At 67.8% G+C, this 17878-nt stretch carries 13 protein-coding genes; 7 read left to right on the top strand and 6 right to left on the bottom strand.

The window, feature by feature from the left end:
* Positions 1-29: 29 nt before the first annotated feature.
* Positions 30-551, top strand: coding sequence for a bifunctional adenosylcobinamide kinase/adenosylcobinamide-phosphate guanylyltransferase (gene cobU, locus RH90_RS07865; protein ID WP_010184947.1), 522 nt, complete (start codon positions 30-32; stop codon positions 549-551).
* A 36-nt stretch (positions 552-587) separates the two neighbouring features.
* Here the strand turns inward: cobU and RH90_RS07860 are convergent, their stop codons facing one another.
* Positions 588-3449, bottom strand: a complete 2862-nt coding sequence (locus RH90_RS07860) for a PAS domain-containing protein (RefSeq protein ID WP_010184946.1) — start codon at positions 3447-3449, stop codon at positions 588-590.
* Positions 3450-3483: 34 nt separating this feature from the next.
* Complete coding sequence (locus RH90_RS07855; protein WP_010184944.1) at positions 3484-4959, bottom strand: ATPase domain-containing protein; 1476 nt, start codon at positions 4957-4959, stop codon at positions 3484-3486.
* Positions 4960-5111: 152 nt separating this feature from the next.
* On the opposite strand from RH90_RS07855, the gene RH90_RS07850 reads away from it, so the two are divergent.
* Together RH90_RS07850 and RH90_RS07845 are read left to right on the top strand one after the other, a co-directional pair.
* Positions 5112-6260 (top strand): zinc-binding dehydrogenase, encoded by a 1149-nt coding sequence (locus RH90_RS07850; RefSeq protein ID WP_010184943.1) that lies wholly within the window; start codon positions 5112-5114, stop codon positions 6258-6260.
* A 156-nt stretch (positions 6261-6416) separates the two neighbouring features.
* Positions 6417-7124 (top strand): sensor histidine kinase, encoded by a 708-nt coding sequence (locus tag RH90_RS07845; RefSeq protein ID WP_010184942.1) that lies wholly within the window; start codon positions 6417-6419, stop codon positions 7122-7124.
* A 161-nt stretch (positions 7125-7285) separates the two neighbouring features.
* Here the strand turns inward: RH90_RS07845 and RH90_RS24225 are convergent, their stop codons facing one another.
* Positions 7286-7621, bottom strand: a complete 336-nt coding sequence (locus tag RH90_RS24225) for a hypothetical protein (RefSeq protein WP_232280330.1) — start codon at positions 7619-7621, stop codon at positions 7286-7288.
* Here RH90_RS24225 and RH90_RS24220 point away from each other — a divergent pair.
* Positions 7604-8080, top strand: coding sequence for a Crp/Fnr family transcriptional regulator (locus RH90_RS24220; RefSeq protein ID WP_232280329.1), 477 nt, complete (start codon positions 7604-7606; stop codon positions 8078-8080). The two genes, RH90_RS24225 and RH90_RS24220, sit on opposite strands and share 18 nt — an antisense overlap.
* A 34-nt stretch (positions 8081-8114) precedes the next feature.
* Here the strand turns inward: RH90_RS24220 and RH90_RS07835 are convergent, their stop codons facing one another.
* The 3 genes from RH90_RS07835 to RH90_RS07825 are packed head-to-tail and all read right to left on the bottom strand — an operon-like array spanning position 8115 to position 13917.
* Positions 8115-9536, bottom strand: a complete 1422-nt coding sequence (locus RH90_RS07835; RefSeq protein ID WP_010184940.1) for an efflux transporter outer membrane subunit — start codon at positions 9534-9536, stop codon at positions 8115-8117.
* Positions 9533-12721 carry an efflux RND transporter permease subunit gene (locus RH90_RS07830; RefSeq protein ID WP_010184939.1) on the bottom strand — a complete coding sequence of 1063 codons (3189 nt, stop codon included), beginning with the start codon at positions 12719-12721 and terminating at the stop codon, positions 9533-9535. Before RH90_RS07830 ends, RH90_RS07835 begins: the two co-directional genes overlap by 4 nt.
* Positions 12718-13917, bottom strand: coding sequence for an efflux RND transporter periplasmic adaptor subunit (locus RH90_RS07825; protein ID WP_010184938.1), 1200 nt, complete (start codon positions 13915-13917; stop codon positions 12718-12720). Before RH90_RS07825 ends, RH90_RS07830 begins: the two co-directional genes overlap by 4 nt.
* A 154-nt stretch (positions 13918-14071) precedes the next feature.
* On the opposite strand from RH90_RS07825, the gene RH90_RS07820 reads away from it, so the two are divergent.
* From RH90_RS07820 to RH90_RS07810, 3 genes are all read left to right on the top strand, one after another.
* Positions 14072-14752: a response regulator gene (locus RH90_RS07820; RefSeq protein WP_029625131.1), complete on the top strand. Its 681-nt coding sequence runs from the start codon at positions 14072-14074 to the stop codon at positions 14750-14752.
* Complete coding sequence (locus RH90_RS07815) at positions 14749-16062, top strand: sensor histidine kinase (RefSeq protein WP_010184936.1); 1314 nt, start codon at positions 14749-14751, stop codon at positions 16060-16062. The genes RH90_RS07820 and RH90_RS07815 overlap by 4 nt, the downstream gene beginning before the upstream one ends.
* A gap of 81 nt (positions 16063-16143) precedes the next feature.
* Entirely contained in the window at positions 16144-17760 is a 1617-nt protein-coding gene (locus tag RH90_RS07810; RefSeq protein ID WP_010184934.1) for a M28 family peptidase, read from the top strand.
* Positions 17761-17878: the final 118 nt, after the last annotated feature.

Here is a 17878-nt window from a genome sequence, read left to right as displayed (position 1 = left end):
GTGCGCAAGCCGCGATAAGGATGCCACCGATGCCCGCCTTTACGAAAAGCCTGCTGGTGCTCGGCGGGGCGCGCTCGGGCAAGAGCTGCCACGCACAGGCGGTCGCCGAAGCGAGCGGCGGCGCGCTGGTCTTCATCGCCACCGCGCAGGCCTTTGACGGCGAGATGACCGACCGCATCGCGCGCCACCGTGCCGACCGCGATCGACGCTGGCGCACGATCGAGGCACCGCTCGCGCTGTCGGAAGCGATCAGCGCCGCCGACCGGCCGGGCGCGACCTTGCTGGTCGATTGCCTGACGCTCTGGGCGTCGAACCTGCTGCTCGCCGAAGCCGATACCGATGCCGCCGCGGCGGCGCTCGTCGCGACGCTCGAGCAGACGAGCGCACGCATCATATTGGTCTCGAACGAGGTCGGTTTCGGCATCGTCCCCGACAATGCGCTGGCGCGCCGGTTCCGTGACGTGGCGGGCCTGCTCAACCAGCGCGTCGCGGCGGCGGTGTCGCAGGTCGATTTCGTGATCGCCGGGCTGCCGCAGCGGCTGAAGCGCTAGCCGGGGCGCCGTTGCGTCCGGAAGCCGCGTTTGCAGTCAGTCAGCCGACTCACCCGGATCCGCGCTCCCCGTCCCGAGCAGCTCGCGGATTCTCGCGCTCATCACTTCCATCGGGAACGGCTTGGTCAGGATGTGCATGCCCGGATCGAGATGCCCGTTGCCGATCACCGCATTTTCGGCATAGCCGGTGATGAACAGGATCTTGAGATCGGGTCGCTTCTGCCGCGCGGCATCGGCGAGCTGGCGCCCGTTCATGCCCTTGGGCAGACCGACATCGGTGATCAACAGGTCGATCCGCGCGGGCGAGTCGAGAATCGCGAGCCCGGCCGGCCCGTCGCCCGCCTCGAGATACTGGCAGCCGATGTCCGCGAGCAGATCGGTCACCAGCATCCGCACCGCATCCTCGTCGTCGACGACGAGCACCGTCTCGCCACGCGCCAGCGGCAACGCCGCTTCGGTCGATACGGTGACATCCTCGAGCGCATCCTGGCCGATGACGCGCGGGAAATAGAGGCACATCGTCGTGCCGTGGCCGAGCTCGGAATAGATCCGCACTTGCCCGCCCGACTGGCGGACGAAGCCATAGATCATCGACAGCCCGAGCCCGGTGCCCTCGCCGAGCGGCTTGGTCGTGAAGAACGGGTCGAACGCGCGCTCGATCGTCTCGGCGTCCATCCCCGAGCCCGTATCGGTGACGCATAGCGAGACATATTGCCCCGGCGGCAATTGCCGCTCGGCCGCGCCCTTGTCGTCGAGCCATTTGTTGGCGGTCTCGATCGTGATCCGCCCACCGTCGGGCATCGCGTCGCGTGCGTTGATGCACAGATTGAGCAGCGCATTCTCGAGCTGGTTGGGATCGATCAGCGTGGTCCACAAACCGCCCGCGCCGACCACTTCGAGTTCGATCGTCGGGCCGACCGAGCGCCGCAACAGATCGTCGAGACTGACGATCAGGCGGTTGATGTCGGTCGGCCGCGGATCGAGCGTCTGGCGGCGCGAGAAAGCGAGCAGCCGGTGGGTCAGCGCCGCGGCGCGCTTCGCCGCCTGCTGCGCCGCCGCGACATAGCGCTCGACGTCGCCGCTGCGGCCTTGGCGGATGCGCACCTGCATCAGCTCGAGGCTGCCAGAGATCGCGGTCAGCAGATTGTTGAAATCGTGCGCGATGCCGCCGGTCAGTTGGCCGACCGCCTCCATCTTCTGCGCCTGGCGCAACTGCGCCTGCGCGGCTTCGAGCTCGAGTCTTGCTTCCTTTTCCGCGGTGACGTGGCGACCGCTCGCATAGACCAGCCCGTCGCCCGACGAGGCGACCCACGATACCCAGCGATAGCTTCCGTCGCGGTGGCGCATGCGATTTTCGAACTGGTGGAGGCGCCCGACCTGCGCCTGGCGATACGCCGCTTCGGTGGCCGCAGCGTCGTCGGGATGGACGAACGCGCCATAAGCGCGCCCCTCCATCTCACGCGCCGACCAACCGAGAATTTCGGTCCAGGCGGGATTGACCGCGATGAACCGACCCTGCGTGTCGACCACGCCGAGCAGATCCTGCGAATTCTGCCACGTCCGATCGCGCTCGCGCGTGCGCGCCTCGACCTCGCGCTCGAGCGTTTCGGCGAGGTTCGCGAGTGCGGTTTCGGCGTTGCGCCGCTCGATTGCCGATTGCGTGCGGTTGGCGACGTCGCGGATGAAGGCGAGGTCCTCGGCCGACCACGGGCGCACATCGGCATGGTTGAGATAGAGCAACGCGACGAACGCGCCATTCTCGACGATTGGCATGTTGATGAACGCGCGCGCCGAGATTGCTTCGAGCGCGGCCGCCCCGTCGGCTGTCCGCGGATCGAGCCGGACATCGGCGATCGCCGCGGTATCGCCGCGTTTCAGATCCTCGATATAGGAGCCGTAATCACGAAACTGGAGCGTTCCGGCGAGACTCTCGATCCCTGGCATGTTCCAGTCGCGCTTGACCGTGATCGTCTCGCGCACCGGGTCGATCGTACCGTAGCCGGCACGGCTCACCCCCATCGTCTCGCCGAGGATTCGCGCCGCGAGGAACGACATCTTGTCGCCGTCGGTCATGTGCCGCAGCGCGTCGCCCAGTTCGAGCAGCGCGCGCTGGCGGATCTCGTCGAGCCGCCGCTCGGTGATCTCGTGCGACACGCCGACGAGCCGGACGACCGCGCCGCCGACGTCGCGCTCGACCCGTCCATTGATCTGAACCCAGTGCAGCGAGCCGTCGGGCCAGAAGCAGCGGGCTTCGAGATCGAGATCGACCCCGGTCGCGATCGAATCCGCCAGCGCATCCTCGAGCAGCGCGCGGTCTTGCGGATGCGTCGCCGCGAACAGATCGGCATGGCCGAACTGATCGTCAGCCGCACGCCCGAACTGTGCCTTGAATTCGGGCGCCGCGGTCATCGTCCGCGCAGGCAGCGCCAGCGCCCAGGTGCCGAGCCCGCCGGCCGACAGCGCAAGCTTGAGGCTCGCCTGGCCGTCATTGATCTCCTCGAGCCGCGCGCGTGCCTGATACTGTCGCACGCGCGCGCGCAACGCCGCGCGCGCGAGGCTGATCAGCGTGGTCGGATGGAATGGCCGTTCGAGAAAGGTGACGTTGCCGAGCGTCTCGAGCAGGCGCACCGCGCCCGGGTTGCGCTCGAGCCCGCCGCCGCGCTCGGTCAGCAGGATGAACGGAAAGTCCGACCATTCCTGCTGGTCCGCAAGAAACGCCGCCAGGTCGCGCAGATCGGCGGTGCGCAATGCTTCCTCGGTGACGATCGCGAACGCGGCGCCGCGCCGCAGCGTCGTGACGAGCGCCGTCAAATCCGGCACGGTTTCCGCAGCCAACCCGGCCTCGGCCAGCATCGCCTGCGCGATCGTGCCATCGCGGCCGCGTGGCGCGAGCACCACGGCACCTTCTGCAAACGTACGGTTCAACGGTCGTTCAAGCCTCTGTGTCCAGCAGTCCTTCCGCATCCCCAAGCAGTGTCGGCACGCCCCGCAATACGCCTTGAAAGCCCGTCAACGGCTCCCCCAAGGTGATGCCGTCGCTGCCGATCATGAACTCGCGAATCGTATCCTCATGGGGACCGGTCCGCTTCTTAACGACCGAAATCGCCCTTCGGACCCGTCCGCGCGCTTCGAAATATCGCAGCAAAATCACCGTGTCGGCGAGATAGGTGACATCGACCGGCGAGCGCATGTCGCCGACCAGACCGTGCTGCGCGACCGTCAGGAAGGTCATCACCCCCTGCCGGTTCAGATATTGCAGCAGCTCGTGCATGTGCAGGATAAGCGCCTGCTCCTCGGGCATCGCCGCCTGATACCCGTTGAGGCTGTCGACCACGACGGTCCGCGCCGCGTGGCGTTCGACGCAGCTACGGACGCGTTCCGAAAATTCCCCGGGCGCGAGTTCGGCGGCATCGATCTGTTCGATCGCCAGGTCGCCTGAATCGACCATCGCGCGCAGATCGATCCCGAGGCCAATCGCGCGCTCGAACAGCAGCCCCAATTCCTCGTCGAACACGAACATCGCGGCGCGTTCGCCGCGCTCCACCGCGGCCTTGACGAAGCCGAGCGTCAGCAGCGATTTGCCGGTGCCCGCCGGGCCGAGGATCAAGGTGCTCGCGCCACGCTCGAAGCCGCCGCCGACCAGCGCGTTGAATGCCGGATCGTCGATGCCGACGGTCTCGCGGACGAAGTCGGTCTTGTGTACCGCCGCGACCAAGCGCGGAAAGGCGCGCACCCCGCCGGTATCGATGACGAAGTCATGGTAACCGCCGAGATATTTGCGACCGCGATATTTGAGCACGCGCAGCCGTCGGCGCTCGGACCCGTAATTGGGCGAAAGCTCCTCGAGCCGGATCACCGCATGCGCCACGCTGTGGACCGCCTTGTCGCCGATCTCGGCTGTCAGGTCGTCGAGCATCAGCACAGTGGCGTCGGCCTTGGAGAAATAATGCTTGAGCGCCAGGATCTGGCGGCGATAGCGCAGCGAGCTCTGCGCCAGCAGGCGGATCTCGGACAGGCTGTCGAGCACGACGCGCGACGGCTTGATCCGCTCGAACGCTTCGAAGATCCGCTTGGTCGTTTCGCCGAGCTCGAGATCGGAGGAATAGAGCAGGCTCTGCTGCTGGTCGGCGTCGAGCAGGCTTTCGGGCGGCACCAGTTCATAGATGGTCAGTTCGGGCGGAAGCGTCCAGCCGTGCGACGCGGCGCCATCGCGCAGCTCCTCCTCGGTCTCGGACAAGGTGATGTAGAGCACCCGCTCGCCCGCCGCGACGCCCGCCATCAGGAACTGCGTCGCGATCGTCGTCTTCCCCGTGCCGGGGCTCCCTTCGAGCAAAAACAGGCGCCCCCGGCTCAACCCGCCGGCCAGGATCTCGTCGAGGCCCGTCACCCCAGTCGCACAATTGCTCATTCGGCCTCGCTACACCGCCGTCGCCTCGCTTTATGCCCCGCGCCGCCGTTATCCGCATCCGTATCAAACGATCGGCGATGAAGAAACCGCGTTCGCACTCGCGCGCTCGACGCCGAACGGCTAGAACCGCGCCAAAAGGAGAGGATATCGTCATGACCGAACACGTTCCGAGCACCGGCCTGCAAATGGTGTCACGCGTCACCAAGGAGGCGCGGCTCGAGGTTACGCTGGTCGATCAACCGATCGCCGAGCCGCGCGACGACCAGGTCGTCGTCAAGGTGCTGGCGACACCGATCAACCCGTCCGATCTCGGCCTGCTGTTCGGCGCGGCCGACATGAGCAGCGCGACCGCGACCACCCGCGACGGCCATCCGCTCGTCACCGCCGAGGTGCCGCCGGGCGGAATGCGCGCGATGGCGGGGCGGCTCGACGAAGCGATGCCGATCGGCAACGAAGGCGCCGGCATCGTCGTCAAGGCGGGTGCGTCGGATGCGGCGCAGGCATTGCTCGGCAAGACCGTCGCGATGCTTGGCGGCGCGATGTACGCGCAATATCGCGTGCTGCGCGTCGCCGATTGCATGGTCCTGCCCGATGGCACCGCACCCGCCGACGGCGCGTCGTGCTTCGTCAATCCGCTGACCTCGCTGGCAATGACCGAGGTGATGCGCCGCGAAGGACACACCGCGCTGATCCACACCGCCGCCGCCTCGAACCTCGGGCAGATGCTCGTCAAGATCTGCCTCAAGGACGGCATCCCGCTCGTCAACGTCGTGCGCAGCCCGGCGCAGGCCGAATTGCTGCGCGGGATCGGCGCGCAACACGTCGCCGATTCGAGCCAGCCCGATTTCCTCGACACGCTGACCGCGATGATCGTCGAGACCGGTGCGACGCTCGCCTTCGACGCGATCGGCGGCGGCAAGCTCGCCGGGCAATTGCTCGCCTGCATGGAGGCGGCCGCGGTCAAGCGGATGACGACCTATAGCCGCTACGGCTCGGACACGTTCAAGCAGGTCTATATCTATGGTGGGCTCGACGTCGCGCCGACCACGCTCAACCGCAACAGCTTCGGCTTTAGCTGGGCGCTCGGCGGCTTCCTGCTGACGCCCTTTCTCGTCAAGGTCGGGCCCGCCGTCGTCCAGCAAATGAGGGATCGCGTCGTCGCCGAACTGACCACGACCTTCGCAAGCCACTACACGCACGAAATCTCGCTGGTCGAGGCGCTCCAGCCCGAGGTGTTCGCGGCGTACAATCGCCGTGCGACGGGTGCGAAATATCTCATCTGCCCGCACCGGACGGAGTGACGGGCATGGTCTAGGTGTCGCGCATGCGCGTGCCGATCCGGGGTGCGGCACGCGGTGCGACGGGCGTGGCACCCGCCGCCGGGGGAACCGTGGTCGACCGCAGAGCGTTGGCGCGATTGTATATTCGCGCGAGGGACGTCCGTGGCCAGACACTGCATGATCGGCAACCTCGATACCGCTGGGGATACGACTGGCCTTCGTAGCGAACTCGCCGCGATCAAACTGCGGCTCGACTCGGCGACCATCGCGCTGCGCCGCGAGAACGAGCGTTCGGGTGCGCTGCTCGCGACGCTCCGATCGCTCTTTTCGCACGGCGTCGCCTTCGACGGAACCAACGAGACGATCGCGGACCATTTCCGCGGGCGACTCGAAACCCTGGCGCGGTATCACCATAATCCGACCACCACCTACGATCTCGAAATGCTGATCCGCGAGGAGCTGCGCGATTTCCAATTCGGCGAGGACGCGCGCATTACCCTTGCCGGGCGGATCACGTCGCTGCAGCACGCCGAGGCGCAGGCGCTGGGATTGGCGGTCCATGAGCTCGTCACCAACGCGCTCAAATTCGGTGCACTGTCGCATCGCGCGGGGCGTCTGGACATTGGCTGGTCGGTCGTCGCGGGCGAATTGCGGCTCGAATGGACCGAGTCGGGCACTCCGGGCGAAACGGTTCGGGCGCACCATTATGGCGTCGGGCGCGACGTGATCGAGCAAGCATTGCCGAATCTGCTCGCCGCGCAAACCAGCTTCGCGCTGCACCCGGACGGCCTTCGGTGCCAGATCTCCTTCATGTTAAAGGGCGGTTGGGAAACACGCGTACGGACCGCAATCAACGTGTTGCCTGAGCAAAGCCGCCTGCAATAGGCGCCGGCTAGCCCGAACGCCCCCGTGCCGGCGGCAGGAAACGACAATAGTATTGTCCGATATCCTGGCAAAATTGATCTACTTTATTGTCATTCTTACGGCAGTTTTGCATAGTCGGGGCATAAGCGAGTTCGCCATGCCAATGGCGCTGCGGCGTTCCCTCAATCGATCCGGGCCATATGGAACAGCAGACCGCTCGAGCAGCATTCGATCAGGCGCAGCGCGGACTCGTCCCGCGCGATGATCCGTTTGCACCGCTGATTGCCAAATTGCAGCGCCTCGCGCGGCTCGATGACGACGATGTCGCGGCTATCCGGGGGTGGCCGTACCGTTCGCAAACCGTGCGGGGGAACGGCTATCTGCTGCGCGACGGGCAAATGGTGCGCGACTGCAGTCTCGTGCTCGAAGGTCACGCCTTTCGCAGCAAGCTGACCGGCGTCGGTCAACGCCAGATCCTGTCGTTCCACCGCAGCGGCGATATGGTCGATCTGCACCATCTCGAGCTGCGCACCGCCGACCACAATGTCCAGGCACTCAACGAAGCGCGCATCGCGTGGATTCCGATCGAGGCGATCCGCGCAACGATCGACGCCCGCCCGGCCGTCGCACGCGCGCTGTGGCGCGACACGCTGATCGACGGCGCGATCCAGCGCGAATGGATCCTCAATGTCGGGCGTCGCGACGCGCGGACGCGGATTGCGCATCTGCTGTGCGAACTGATCTATCGCCGCAATAGCGTTCCCTTGAGCGAGACACAGCGCCGTTTCGAACTGCCGATGAGCCAAGAGCAGATTGCCGACGCGACCGCGCTCACCCCGGTCCATGTCAACCGCATGCTCCAGCATCTCGAGGCCGAGCAGTTGATCGCGCGCGACCGCCGCATGTTCGTGGTGCAGGATTGGGACGCCCTGTGCCGCGTCGCGGATTTCAACCCGGCCTATCTCAACCTGATGTGACGCCAGCCTTGCCGGGCCGCGCAATAGCGCGCGCCTAGCGCCCCGCCACGCCGCCGCCCGCCGCCTGGTACAGTGCGACCGTATCGCTGAGGCGCGCGGCGCGCGCCTGGATGACGAGCGAGCGCGCCTGCGCGTCGGTCGCGGTCGCATTGAGCAACGCAAGCGTCCCGACATCGCCGAGCGCGAGCTGACGCCGGATGAAGCCGAGCGCGCGCGCCGACGAGTCGCCCGCCCGCGACGCCGCGTCATAGGCATCGGCGTCGGTCTTGAGCCCGGTGAGCGCGTCGGATACGTCGCCGAACGCCTGCAGCACGGTCGCGCGATATTGCGCCTTGGCCCCATCGAGCGCGGCCTCGGCGGCGCGTTGCTGGTGGCGCAGCGACCCGGCATGGAAGATCGGTTGCGTAACGCCCCCCAGCACCGACCAGAACGGATTGCCGTTCTTGAAGATGTCGAACAGATGCTGGGAGGTCCCGCCACCGCTCGCATCGAGCTGGATGCTCGGCAGCCGCGCCGCGATCGCCGTCCCGACATCGGCGGCCGCGCCCTCCAACTGCGCGCGCGCGGCGCCGACATCGGGCCGCCGCGCGACGAGGTCCGAGGGGAGCAGGACGGGCAGATCCTGCGGCAAGGCCAGGCCGGCAAGCGACGGAAGCGCCGGCAGCGGCGCGCCGGGCGCGCGCCCGATCAAGGTCGCGATCACGACGCGCTGATGCGCTTCGCCGCGCACCAATGCGGGGAGCGCGCTCTGCGCGGTGGCGAGTGCCGCCTGTTGCGTCGCGACATCCGCCGCGCCGACCGCGCCGAGCTGCTGGCGCTTGAGCAATTGCGTCAGGATGTCGCGATTGACCGCGACGCTCGTCTGCAACGCGGCGATCTGGTCGGCGAGCGAGGCGCGCTGAATCACCGCCTGGACGAGATTGGCGAGCACCGTCGTGCGCGCGGCATCGAGTCGGTGCCGCTGCACCTCGGCCAGCGCGCGCGCCGAGCGGATCCGCGTCTTGATGCCGCCGAACAGATCGGGGTTGTAGCTCACGCTCAGCTGCGCGGTGTGAAGCGTGTAGAGCTGCTGGTTCGAATCGACGACCGCGGGCGAGAGCGCGTTCGACACGCGCGTGCGCTGAACCTGGTAATTGGCATCGACTTGCGGCAGCGCGCTGCCCGCGGTGGCCGAAGCCTGCTCGCGCGCCTGGCGCAAGGTCGCGTCGGCGACTGCAATGTCGGTCGCATGCGCGAGCGCTTCGCCGACGAGCGCGTCGAGTTCGCTGTTGGCGAACGCGCGCCACCAGTCGCGCGGCACCTCGGCCAGGCGAGTGAGCTGGGTCGGCCCCTGCGGCGGCGCGAAGCTCTGCGGCGCGGTGGCCGGCGGCAGCGCGACCGGCGGCACGACGTCGCGCGGTCCCATCGCGCACGCGCTCACGCCGAGCGCGAGCAGGCTGGTCGCGATCCGCTTCATGCCAGCGCCTCCCCTTCGCCCGCGGGATGCGGATGATGCCCGACCGCTCGACCGTGTGCGCCGCGATCCTCGGGTGCGACGCGGTGCGAGAACAGGTCGATCAGCACCGGCAGCACGAGCAGGATCAGGATCGGCGCGAGCGTCATCCCGCCGACGACGACCAAAGCGAGCGGCTTCTGCACCTGGCTGCCGATGCCGTTCGACAGCGCCGCGGGCAGCAACCCGATCGCCGCGACGAGGCACGTCATCACCACCGGGCGGAGGCTATGCCGCACCGTCGTCGCGATCGCGCCTGCACGCGGGACGCCTTCGTCGATCGCGTGGTTGAAGGTGGTAACGACCAGGATGCCGTCCATCACCGCGATCCCGAACAGGGCGACGAAGCCGATCGCCGACGAGATGCTGAACGCCGTCCCCGACACCGCGAGCGCGAGCACGCCGCCGATGATCGCCATCGGGATCGCCGAGAAAGCGAGCAGGCTGTCGCGGATCGAGCCGAAATTGGCGTAGAGCAGCAGCAGGATCAGCAACAGGCTGATCGGCACCACGACCTCGAGCCGCGCGACGGCGTTGTTGAGATTGTCGAGCTCGCCCGCCCATTCGAGATGATAGCCCGGCGGCAGATGGACGCTGCGCGTGATCTCCGCGCGTGCCTGCTCGACCGCACCGCCAAGATCGCGCCCGCGCACCGAGAATTTGATCGGGATGTAGCGTTCCTGATGCTCGCGATAGATGAACGACGCGCCCGAGGTCAGCCGCACGTCGGCGACTTCGGAGAGCGGCACCTGGATCGTGCCGGTGCCGTTGGGCGACGGCGCGCCGACGGTGATGCGGCGGATCGAATCGATGCTGTCGCGCTGTTCGGCGCGCAGCCGGACGACGATCGGGAAGTGGCGGTCGGTGCCGGTCTCGTACAGATCGGCGGTCGATTGGCCGCCGATCGCCGCGGCGACAGTCGCGTTGATGTCGTCGGGCGTCAGGCCGTAGCGCGAGGCGCGCGCACGATCGACGTCAATCCGCACCGTCGGCTGGCCGAGCGACTGGAACACGCCGAGATCGACGATGCCGGGGACCTTGGCCATCTTGTCCTTGATCTGGTCGGCATATTTTTCGAGCGTCGCGAGATCGGGGCCGAACAGCTTGATCGAATTGGCGCCCTTCACCCCCGAGGCGGCTTCCTCGACATTGTCCTCGATATATTGCGAGAAGGAGAAATCGACGCCCGGGTACTTCGCCTGGAGCTTCTTCGACAATTCGGCGGTCAGCGTCTCCTTGGTCACGCCCGCGGGCCAGGTGCCGAAGGGCTTGAGCGGCACGAAAAATTCGGCGTTGAAGAAGCCGGTCGAATCGGTCCCGTCATCGGGCCGGCCATGCGCCGAGAGCACCGATTCGACCTCGGGATAGGCCGCGATCATCCGCCGCACGCCGTCGACCACCGGCTGCCCCGCTTCGAGGCTGATCGACGCGGGGAGGCTCGCGCGGATGTACATATTGCCTTCCTCGAGATGCGGCAGGAATTCGATCCCGAGCGAGCGCACGCCAACCATCGCCGCGGCGAGCAGCAGCAACGCCCCGCCGACTGCGAGCACGCGGTTGCCGAGTGCGAAGGCGGCGGCGGGTTCGTAGGCGCGGCGCAGCTTGCCCACGATCCAGGTCTCGACCTCGGACAGTTTGTCGGGGAGCAGCAGTGTCGCCAGCACCGGCGCGACGGTGAAGGTCGCGATCAGCCCGCCGGTGATGGCATAGGCATAGGTCTTCGCCATCGGGCCGAAGATGTGGCCCTCGACCCCGGTCAGCGTGAACAGCGGCAGGAAGCTCGCGATGATGATCGCGGCGGCGAAGAAGATCCCGCGGCTGACCTCGTGGCTTGCGCCGAGCACCGCCGAGAAGCGGCTCGCCATCGTATAATGCCCACGCCCGTTTTCGACATGCGCCGAACGCTCGACCATGTGGCGGAAGACATTCTCGACCATGATCACGCTCGCATCGACCACCAGCCCGAAATCGAGCGCGCCGACCGAGAGCAGGTTTGCGCTCTCGCCCTGCAGCACGAGGATCAGAATCGCGAAGGCGAGCGCGAACGGGATCGTCGCCGCGACGATGATCGCGCTGCGCAGATTGCCGAGGAACGCCCATTGCAGGAAGAAGATCAAAGCGATCCCGGCGACGAGGTTTTCGAGCACGGTGTGGATCGTCAGCTTGATCAGGTCGGAGCGATCATAGACGCGGTCCAGATGCACGCCCGGCGGCAACAGCCCCGAGGCGTTGATGTCGGACACTTCCTTCTGCACCGCCTGGATCGTCGGCATCGACTGTGCGCCGCGCTGCATCAGCACGATGCCCTGGACGATGTCGTCTTCATTGTTGTAGCCCGCGATGCCGAGCCGCGGCTCGTTGCCGATCTGGACGTGCGCGACGTCCTTCAGCAGAATCGGCTGCCCGTTCGCGCTGCCAACGAGCACGTTCTCGATTCCCGAGACCGACTGGATCAGCCCGACGCCGCGGACGATCGCCGCTTGCGCCCCGAAATTTATCGTCTGCCCGCCGACATTGCCATCGCTCTTGGAGAGCGCGGCGAGCACCTGCGCCACCGTCACGCCGTGCGCCGCGAGCCGGTCGTTGTCGATCACCACGTCATAGGCGCGCAGCTTGCCGCCCCAGCCGGTGACGTCGATCACGCCCGGGATGCGCTTGAAGCGGCGTTGCAGCACCCAATCCTGCAGCGTCTTCAAGTCCATAACCGAATAGCCGGGCGGCGCGGTGATCTTGTAGCGGAAGATCTCGCCGACGGGGCTGGTCGGCGACAGCGTCGGCTGCGCCCCGCCCGACAAAGGCGGCAGCTGCGACAGGCGGTTGATCACCTGCTGCTTGGCGGCCTCGTTGGTCAGATCGTAGCTGAACTGGATCTTGATGTCCGACAGGCCGAACAGCGAGATCGCACGGATTGCGGTGAGATGCGGAATGCCCGCCATGCCGACCTCGATCGGGATGGTGACGTTGCGCTCCATCTCCTCGGCCGACAGGCCCTGCGTCTGCGTGATCACCTCGACCATCGGCGGGACGGGGTCGGGATAGGCCTCGATATTGAGGTTCCAGAAGCCGATCGCGCCCGCCACGAGCATCGCCGCGAAGATGCCGACGATCAGCAGCCGCTGACGCAGCGAGAATTCGACGATCTTGTTCATTCGCCGAGACCAGCCTCGTTGACGAACAGCGCGCCCGACGTGACGATGCGTTCGCCCGAGTTGAGCCCGCTCAGGATGACGACCTGGCCGTCCTGTTCGTCCCCGGCGGTGACGGTGCGCGCCTGCAGCAGCCCGTCGGGCCGTACCACCCAGACCCGCGCGGCATCGCCCTCGTGGATCACCGCCGCGGCGGGGACGCGCAGCGCCGCGCCCTGCTGCGGGCGCTGGATCGAGAAGCTGGCGAACATCTGCGGCTTCAGCGCGCCGTCGGGATTGGCGATCGTCGCGCGCACCGGCAGGCGATGCGTCTGCGGATCAAGCGCTGCGCCGATAAGGTCGATCGTCGCATGGAAGCTGCGCCCCGGCAAGGCGGGCGTGGTGACCGTGACGGCGTCGCCGATATGCACCGCACTCGCGTCGCCCTCGGCGAGTTGCGCGATCAGCCAGACGCGCGAAGGATCGGTAATCGTCATCACCGGCTTGTCGCCGCCCTGCGAGACATATTGCCCGGCGGCGACGTCGCGCGACGCGATCAGCCCGCCGACGGGGGCGTGAAGCGTCGTGCGGTCGTGAATTCCGGAGACTTCGCCGACACGTTCGAGTGCGCCGATCTCGGCGGGCGACTTGCCGAGGATCGCAAGCTTGTCGCGCGCCGCGCCGAGCGCCGCCGCGGCGGTGCGCGCGGTCGCTTGCGCCGCGATCAAATCGGTCTGCGCCTGTTGGTAATCCTTCTGCGCGCCGCCCGCTGTCTCGAAGATCTGGCGCTGGCGTTCGGCATTGCGGCTCGCCGTGGCGAGCTGCGCCTGCGCGTTCTGGAGCGCCGCGCGCGCGCTGAACAGTCCGCTGCGCGCATCGACGAAGTCGCTCGTCTGGATCAGCAGCAGCGGCTGCCCCGGCTTCACATATTGCCCGGCATCGGCGAGCACCTTCACCACCTGCCCGGCATAGGGCAGCAGTACCGGCGTGCTGCGATCGCCATCGACGGTGATCGCGCCGCTCGCGAGCGTGCGATGATCCGATTCGCCAACGCCGATGCGCAGCGTCTTGAGCCCCGCCATTTGCTCGGGCGTCAGACGGAGCGTGCCGGGTGGCGTCGTTGCTGGCGGTGCGGCGTCATGATGGAACAGCGCGCCGATCGCGGCCCACAGCAAGGCCAACCCGATCGCCACCGCTGCGACGATGGCGAGCCAGCGCATCTGCGTTCCGCGCGACAGGCTTCGCGTATGGGGCAGCGTCTGGGGGGGTACGGTCGAGTGCATTGGGGGGACCTGCTGTGATTTGGCTGTCAGCCCTAGGCCTGCTCGCTTACAGTCGGCTTACAGATGCCGCGGTGCACAAAGAAAAGGTCCGATGCGCTTACTATTGGTCGATGATGAAGACGCAGTCGCCGCGGCACTGGGCGACGCGCTGGTGCGGCGCGGCGTCGCGATCGACCATGCTGGCACGATCGAGGCGGCCGAAGCCTATCTCGAGGCGAGCGACTATGCCGCGGTATTGCTCGACCTCGGCCTGCCCGACGGCGACGGCATGGGGCTGCTGACGCGGATGCGCGCGCGCGGCGACACGCGCCCGGTACTCGTGCTCAGCGCGCGCGGCGCGATCGATGCGCGAATCCGCGCGCTTAACGCCGGCGCCGACGAATATATGGTCAAGCCGTTCGACCTCGACGAGCTCTATGCCCGGTTGCTCGCGATCCTGCGCCGCCGCGACGGCTATGTCGGGCGCTCGCTCGAATGCGGCGCTTTACGCTATTCGGTCGAGACGCGCGTCGCCTCGGTCGGCGAGCAAGTGCTGAGCCTGTCGGCGCGCGAAACCGAACTGCTCGAACTGCTGCTGCGCCGCGTCGGCAAGGTCGTCCCCAAACGCAGCGCCGAGGATCATCTGTTCGGGCTCGACGGCGATCTCGGATCGAACGCGATCGAAGTCTATGTCCATCGCCTGCGCAAGCGGCTCGACGAGGCCGCGACCGGGGCGCGGATCGAGACGGTGCGCGGCGTCGGCTATATGCTGCTGGCGACGCCACCGCGATGACCGCGCCGCGCTCGCTGCTCGGGCAGTTCGTCGCGCTCCACATCGCGGTCGCGGTGATCGCGACGCTGACCTTGCTGTGGAGCGCGACCACGCTGCTTCACCAGACCGCCGATCATTTCCAGCGCACGCTGCTCCAGCGCCAGGCCGAAATTGTCGCCGAGGCACGCGCCAGCCACCGCGCGGCGGCGGTGCCGCTGACCAGCGGGATGGCGGTGGCGATCTTCGGCGCCGACCGGCGTCTCGCCAGCAGTAGCGGGCCGCCACGCGCGGCAATCCTCGCCGCGGCGACGCTCGACGGCCACCACCATTTCTTTCGCCGCGGCGCGGTCGAAGGCTATAGCCTGCCGACGCGGCGCGGCTGGATCGTCGTGTCGCAGGACGATACCGACCCCGAGGTCGTCACCGACGATATCGTGCGGACCTTCCTCAAGCGCTTCGCGCTGCTGATCCTGCCGATCGCCGCGCTCGTGCCGCTGATCGGGGTATTGCTCGCGCGACGGCTGACGCTGCGGATGCGCGCGGTCTCGGCGATCGCCGCGGAGATCGGGCCGCGCTCGTTCGACACGCGCCTGCCGCTCGGCCTCTTGCCACGCGAAGCCGAGCCGCTCGCGGTCGCGACCAACGCCGCGCTCGACCGGCTGGTCGAAGCATTGCACGTGCAGAGCGCTTTCGCTGCCGATGTCGCGCACGAATTGCGCACCCCGCTCGCCGCGATCCGCTTGCGCGCCGACGCGATCGCCGATGCGGGCGTGCGCGCCGACCTGATGGCCGCGGTCGATCGTGCCGCCCGCGTGATCGGGCAATTGCTCTCGCTCGCCGAGCTCGAACAGCCGCAGATGCGCGACGCCGGGGCGATCGATCTGGCCGAAATCGCCGAAAGCGTGGTCGCGGACCGCGCACCGGCGATCCTGGCCGGGGGACGGACGATCGCGCTCGACACCGCCGCCCCGGTCGCGACGATCGACGGCCAGCGCGAGGCGATCGTCCTGGCGCTCGAAAATCTGGTCGACAATGCCGCCAAATATACGCCGCGCGGCGCGGCGATCGTCGTTCGCGCGGGGCCCGGCGCGCGGCTGAGCGTGGCCGACAACGGCCTCGGCGTGTCGGAGGCGGACATCGCGCGGCTCAAGCAGCGCTTCTGGCGCGGCGGCGCGGCTGGTGTCGAGGGATCGGGAATCGGCGTGTCGCTGGTCGAGCGGATCGCGCGGGCGCATGGCGGAACGCTGGCGATCTCGCGCGGCGTCGACGGTGACGGTCTGCTGTTCGAGATCGTCCTGTGTGGTCCGGCGGGTGGTGCATTGCCCGGCTGAGCGATCGGCACGCATCGGGCTTGTATCGGGCCGGGCGCAAGACCGCTTGTGTCGCACCGCCGCTGCCGCCAATCTGCCGCGATGAAAGCTTTGCTCCCGCTGCTCCTGCTCCTCCCCGCCGCGAGCGATCCGGCGCCGCCGCTGCTGTCGCCCGAGCGGATCAAGGCCGACGTCCGCACGCTCAGCGCCGATGATTTCCACGGCCGCGGGCCGACCCAGCAGGGCGAGCCGATCACGCTCGCCTTTCTCGAACGGCGCTTCGCACAGCTCGGGCTGAAGCCGCTCGGCGATGCGGGATATCGGCAGACGGTGCCACTGCTCCGCTGGACGCGCGAGCAGGCGCGTTTTGTGCTCGATCTCGGCGGGAAGACGCAGGTGCTGACCCCGGGTGTCGAGATCGCTGCGACCTCGCGGATCGTTGGCGAGTCGGGCCTCGACCATGCCGGCGTGGTGTTCGTCGGCTACGGCGTGGTCGAACCCAAGCTCGGCTACGATCCGTACCAGGGCGTCGACGTGCGCGGGAAGATCGTCGTCGCGCTGGCGGGCGATCCCGATGTCGAGGCGGGGCGCGACCTCGGCTTCGGTGGGCGCGCATCGAGTCCCGCGGCGCGGACCAAGCTCGCCGAGGCGCAGAAGCGCGGCGCGGCGGCGTTCCTGACGATCCACGATACCTTCCCGTCGAGCTATCCCTGGCTGCAGCTCGCCAATAGCGACGCGGTGCCGGGCTATGCGCTCGACACCGGCAGCGTGCCGCCGGCGTTCGGGCTGCGCGGCACGATCCGCAACGATATCGGCGTCGCGATGCTGCGCCAGAGTGGGCTCGATTATGCCGCCGCCAAGCGTGCGGCACAGCGCGCGGAATTCCGCGCTATCGTGCTGAAGGGGGTATCGTTCACCGCGTCGACGACGATCGCGCTCGGCCGCGTCGTCAGCCACAATATCGTCGGGATGCTGTCGGGCAGCGACCCGAACGCGGGCAGCATCCTCTACGGCGCGCATTGGGATGCGTATGGCGAGAACAGCTTCGATCCGCCCGCCGACCGCATCCGCAACGGCGCGATCGACAATGGCACCGGCACCGCCACGCTGCTCGAGATCGCGCGTGCCTACGCCGCCGCCAAACCACCGCGCCGTTCGGTCGTGTTCGCGCTGTGGACCGCCGAGGAGAAAGGGCTGCTCGGGTCGAGCTGGTATGCCGAGCATCCCGCGCTGCCGCTCGCGACCACCGCGGCGCAGTTCAACCTCGACCCGCACGTCGTGCTCGGCCGGACGCGCGATCTCGAGCTGATCGGTGTCGGGCGCACGCCGCTCGAAGCCGATCTGTCGCGCGTCGCCGCCGCGCAGGGGCTGCGTGTGGTGCCCGAGGAGAATACCGAGGCGGGCTGGTATTATCGATCCGACCATTATGCCTTCGCCCAAAAGGGCGTTCCCGGCGTCTATTTCCGCGCCGGGCGCGATCTGGTGACGGGTGGCTTGGCGACGGGCGAGCGCGTTCGCGCGCGCTACAATGCGCAATGCTATCATCAAACGTGCGACGAATACGATCCGGCGTGGGACATGACCGGCGCGGCGCAGGAAGGCAGCATCGCCTATGCGCTCGGCCGTGAGATCGCCGAGGGTACGACATGGCCAGGCTGGAACGCGACCGAGCCCGTCGCGGCCGAACGCGCGAAAACAGCCGCGGCCCGGCGACCGTAGAGCGCCGGGCCACCGGTCGGAACCGACCGCCGGACGCACCGACGGCTTTCATCGTAGCGCCTTCAAAACGTCATCGATCTGCGGCCAAAACGACGCGCAACCGTAACGACACTCCCCT

It is taken from the genome of Sphingomonas sp. PAMC 26605, from assembly GCF_000241485.1.
In the GTDB taxonomy this organism is placed as follows: Bacteria; Pseudomonadota; Alphaproteobacteria; order Sphingomonadales; family Sphingomonadaceae; genus Sphingomonas.
This window is presented reverse-complemented; position numbering and strand designations above follow the sequence as displayed.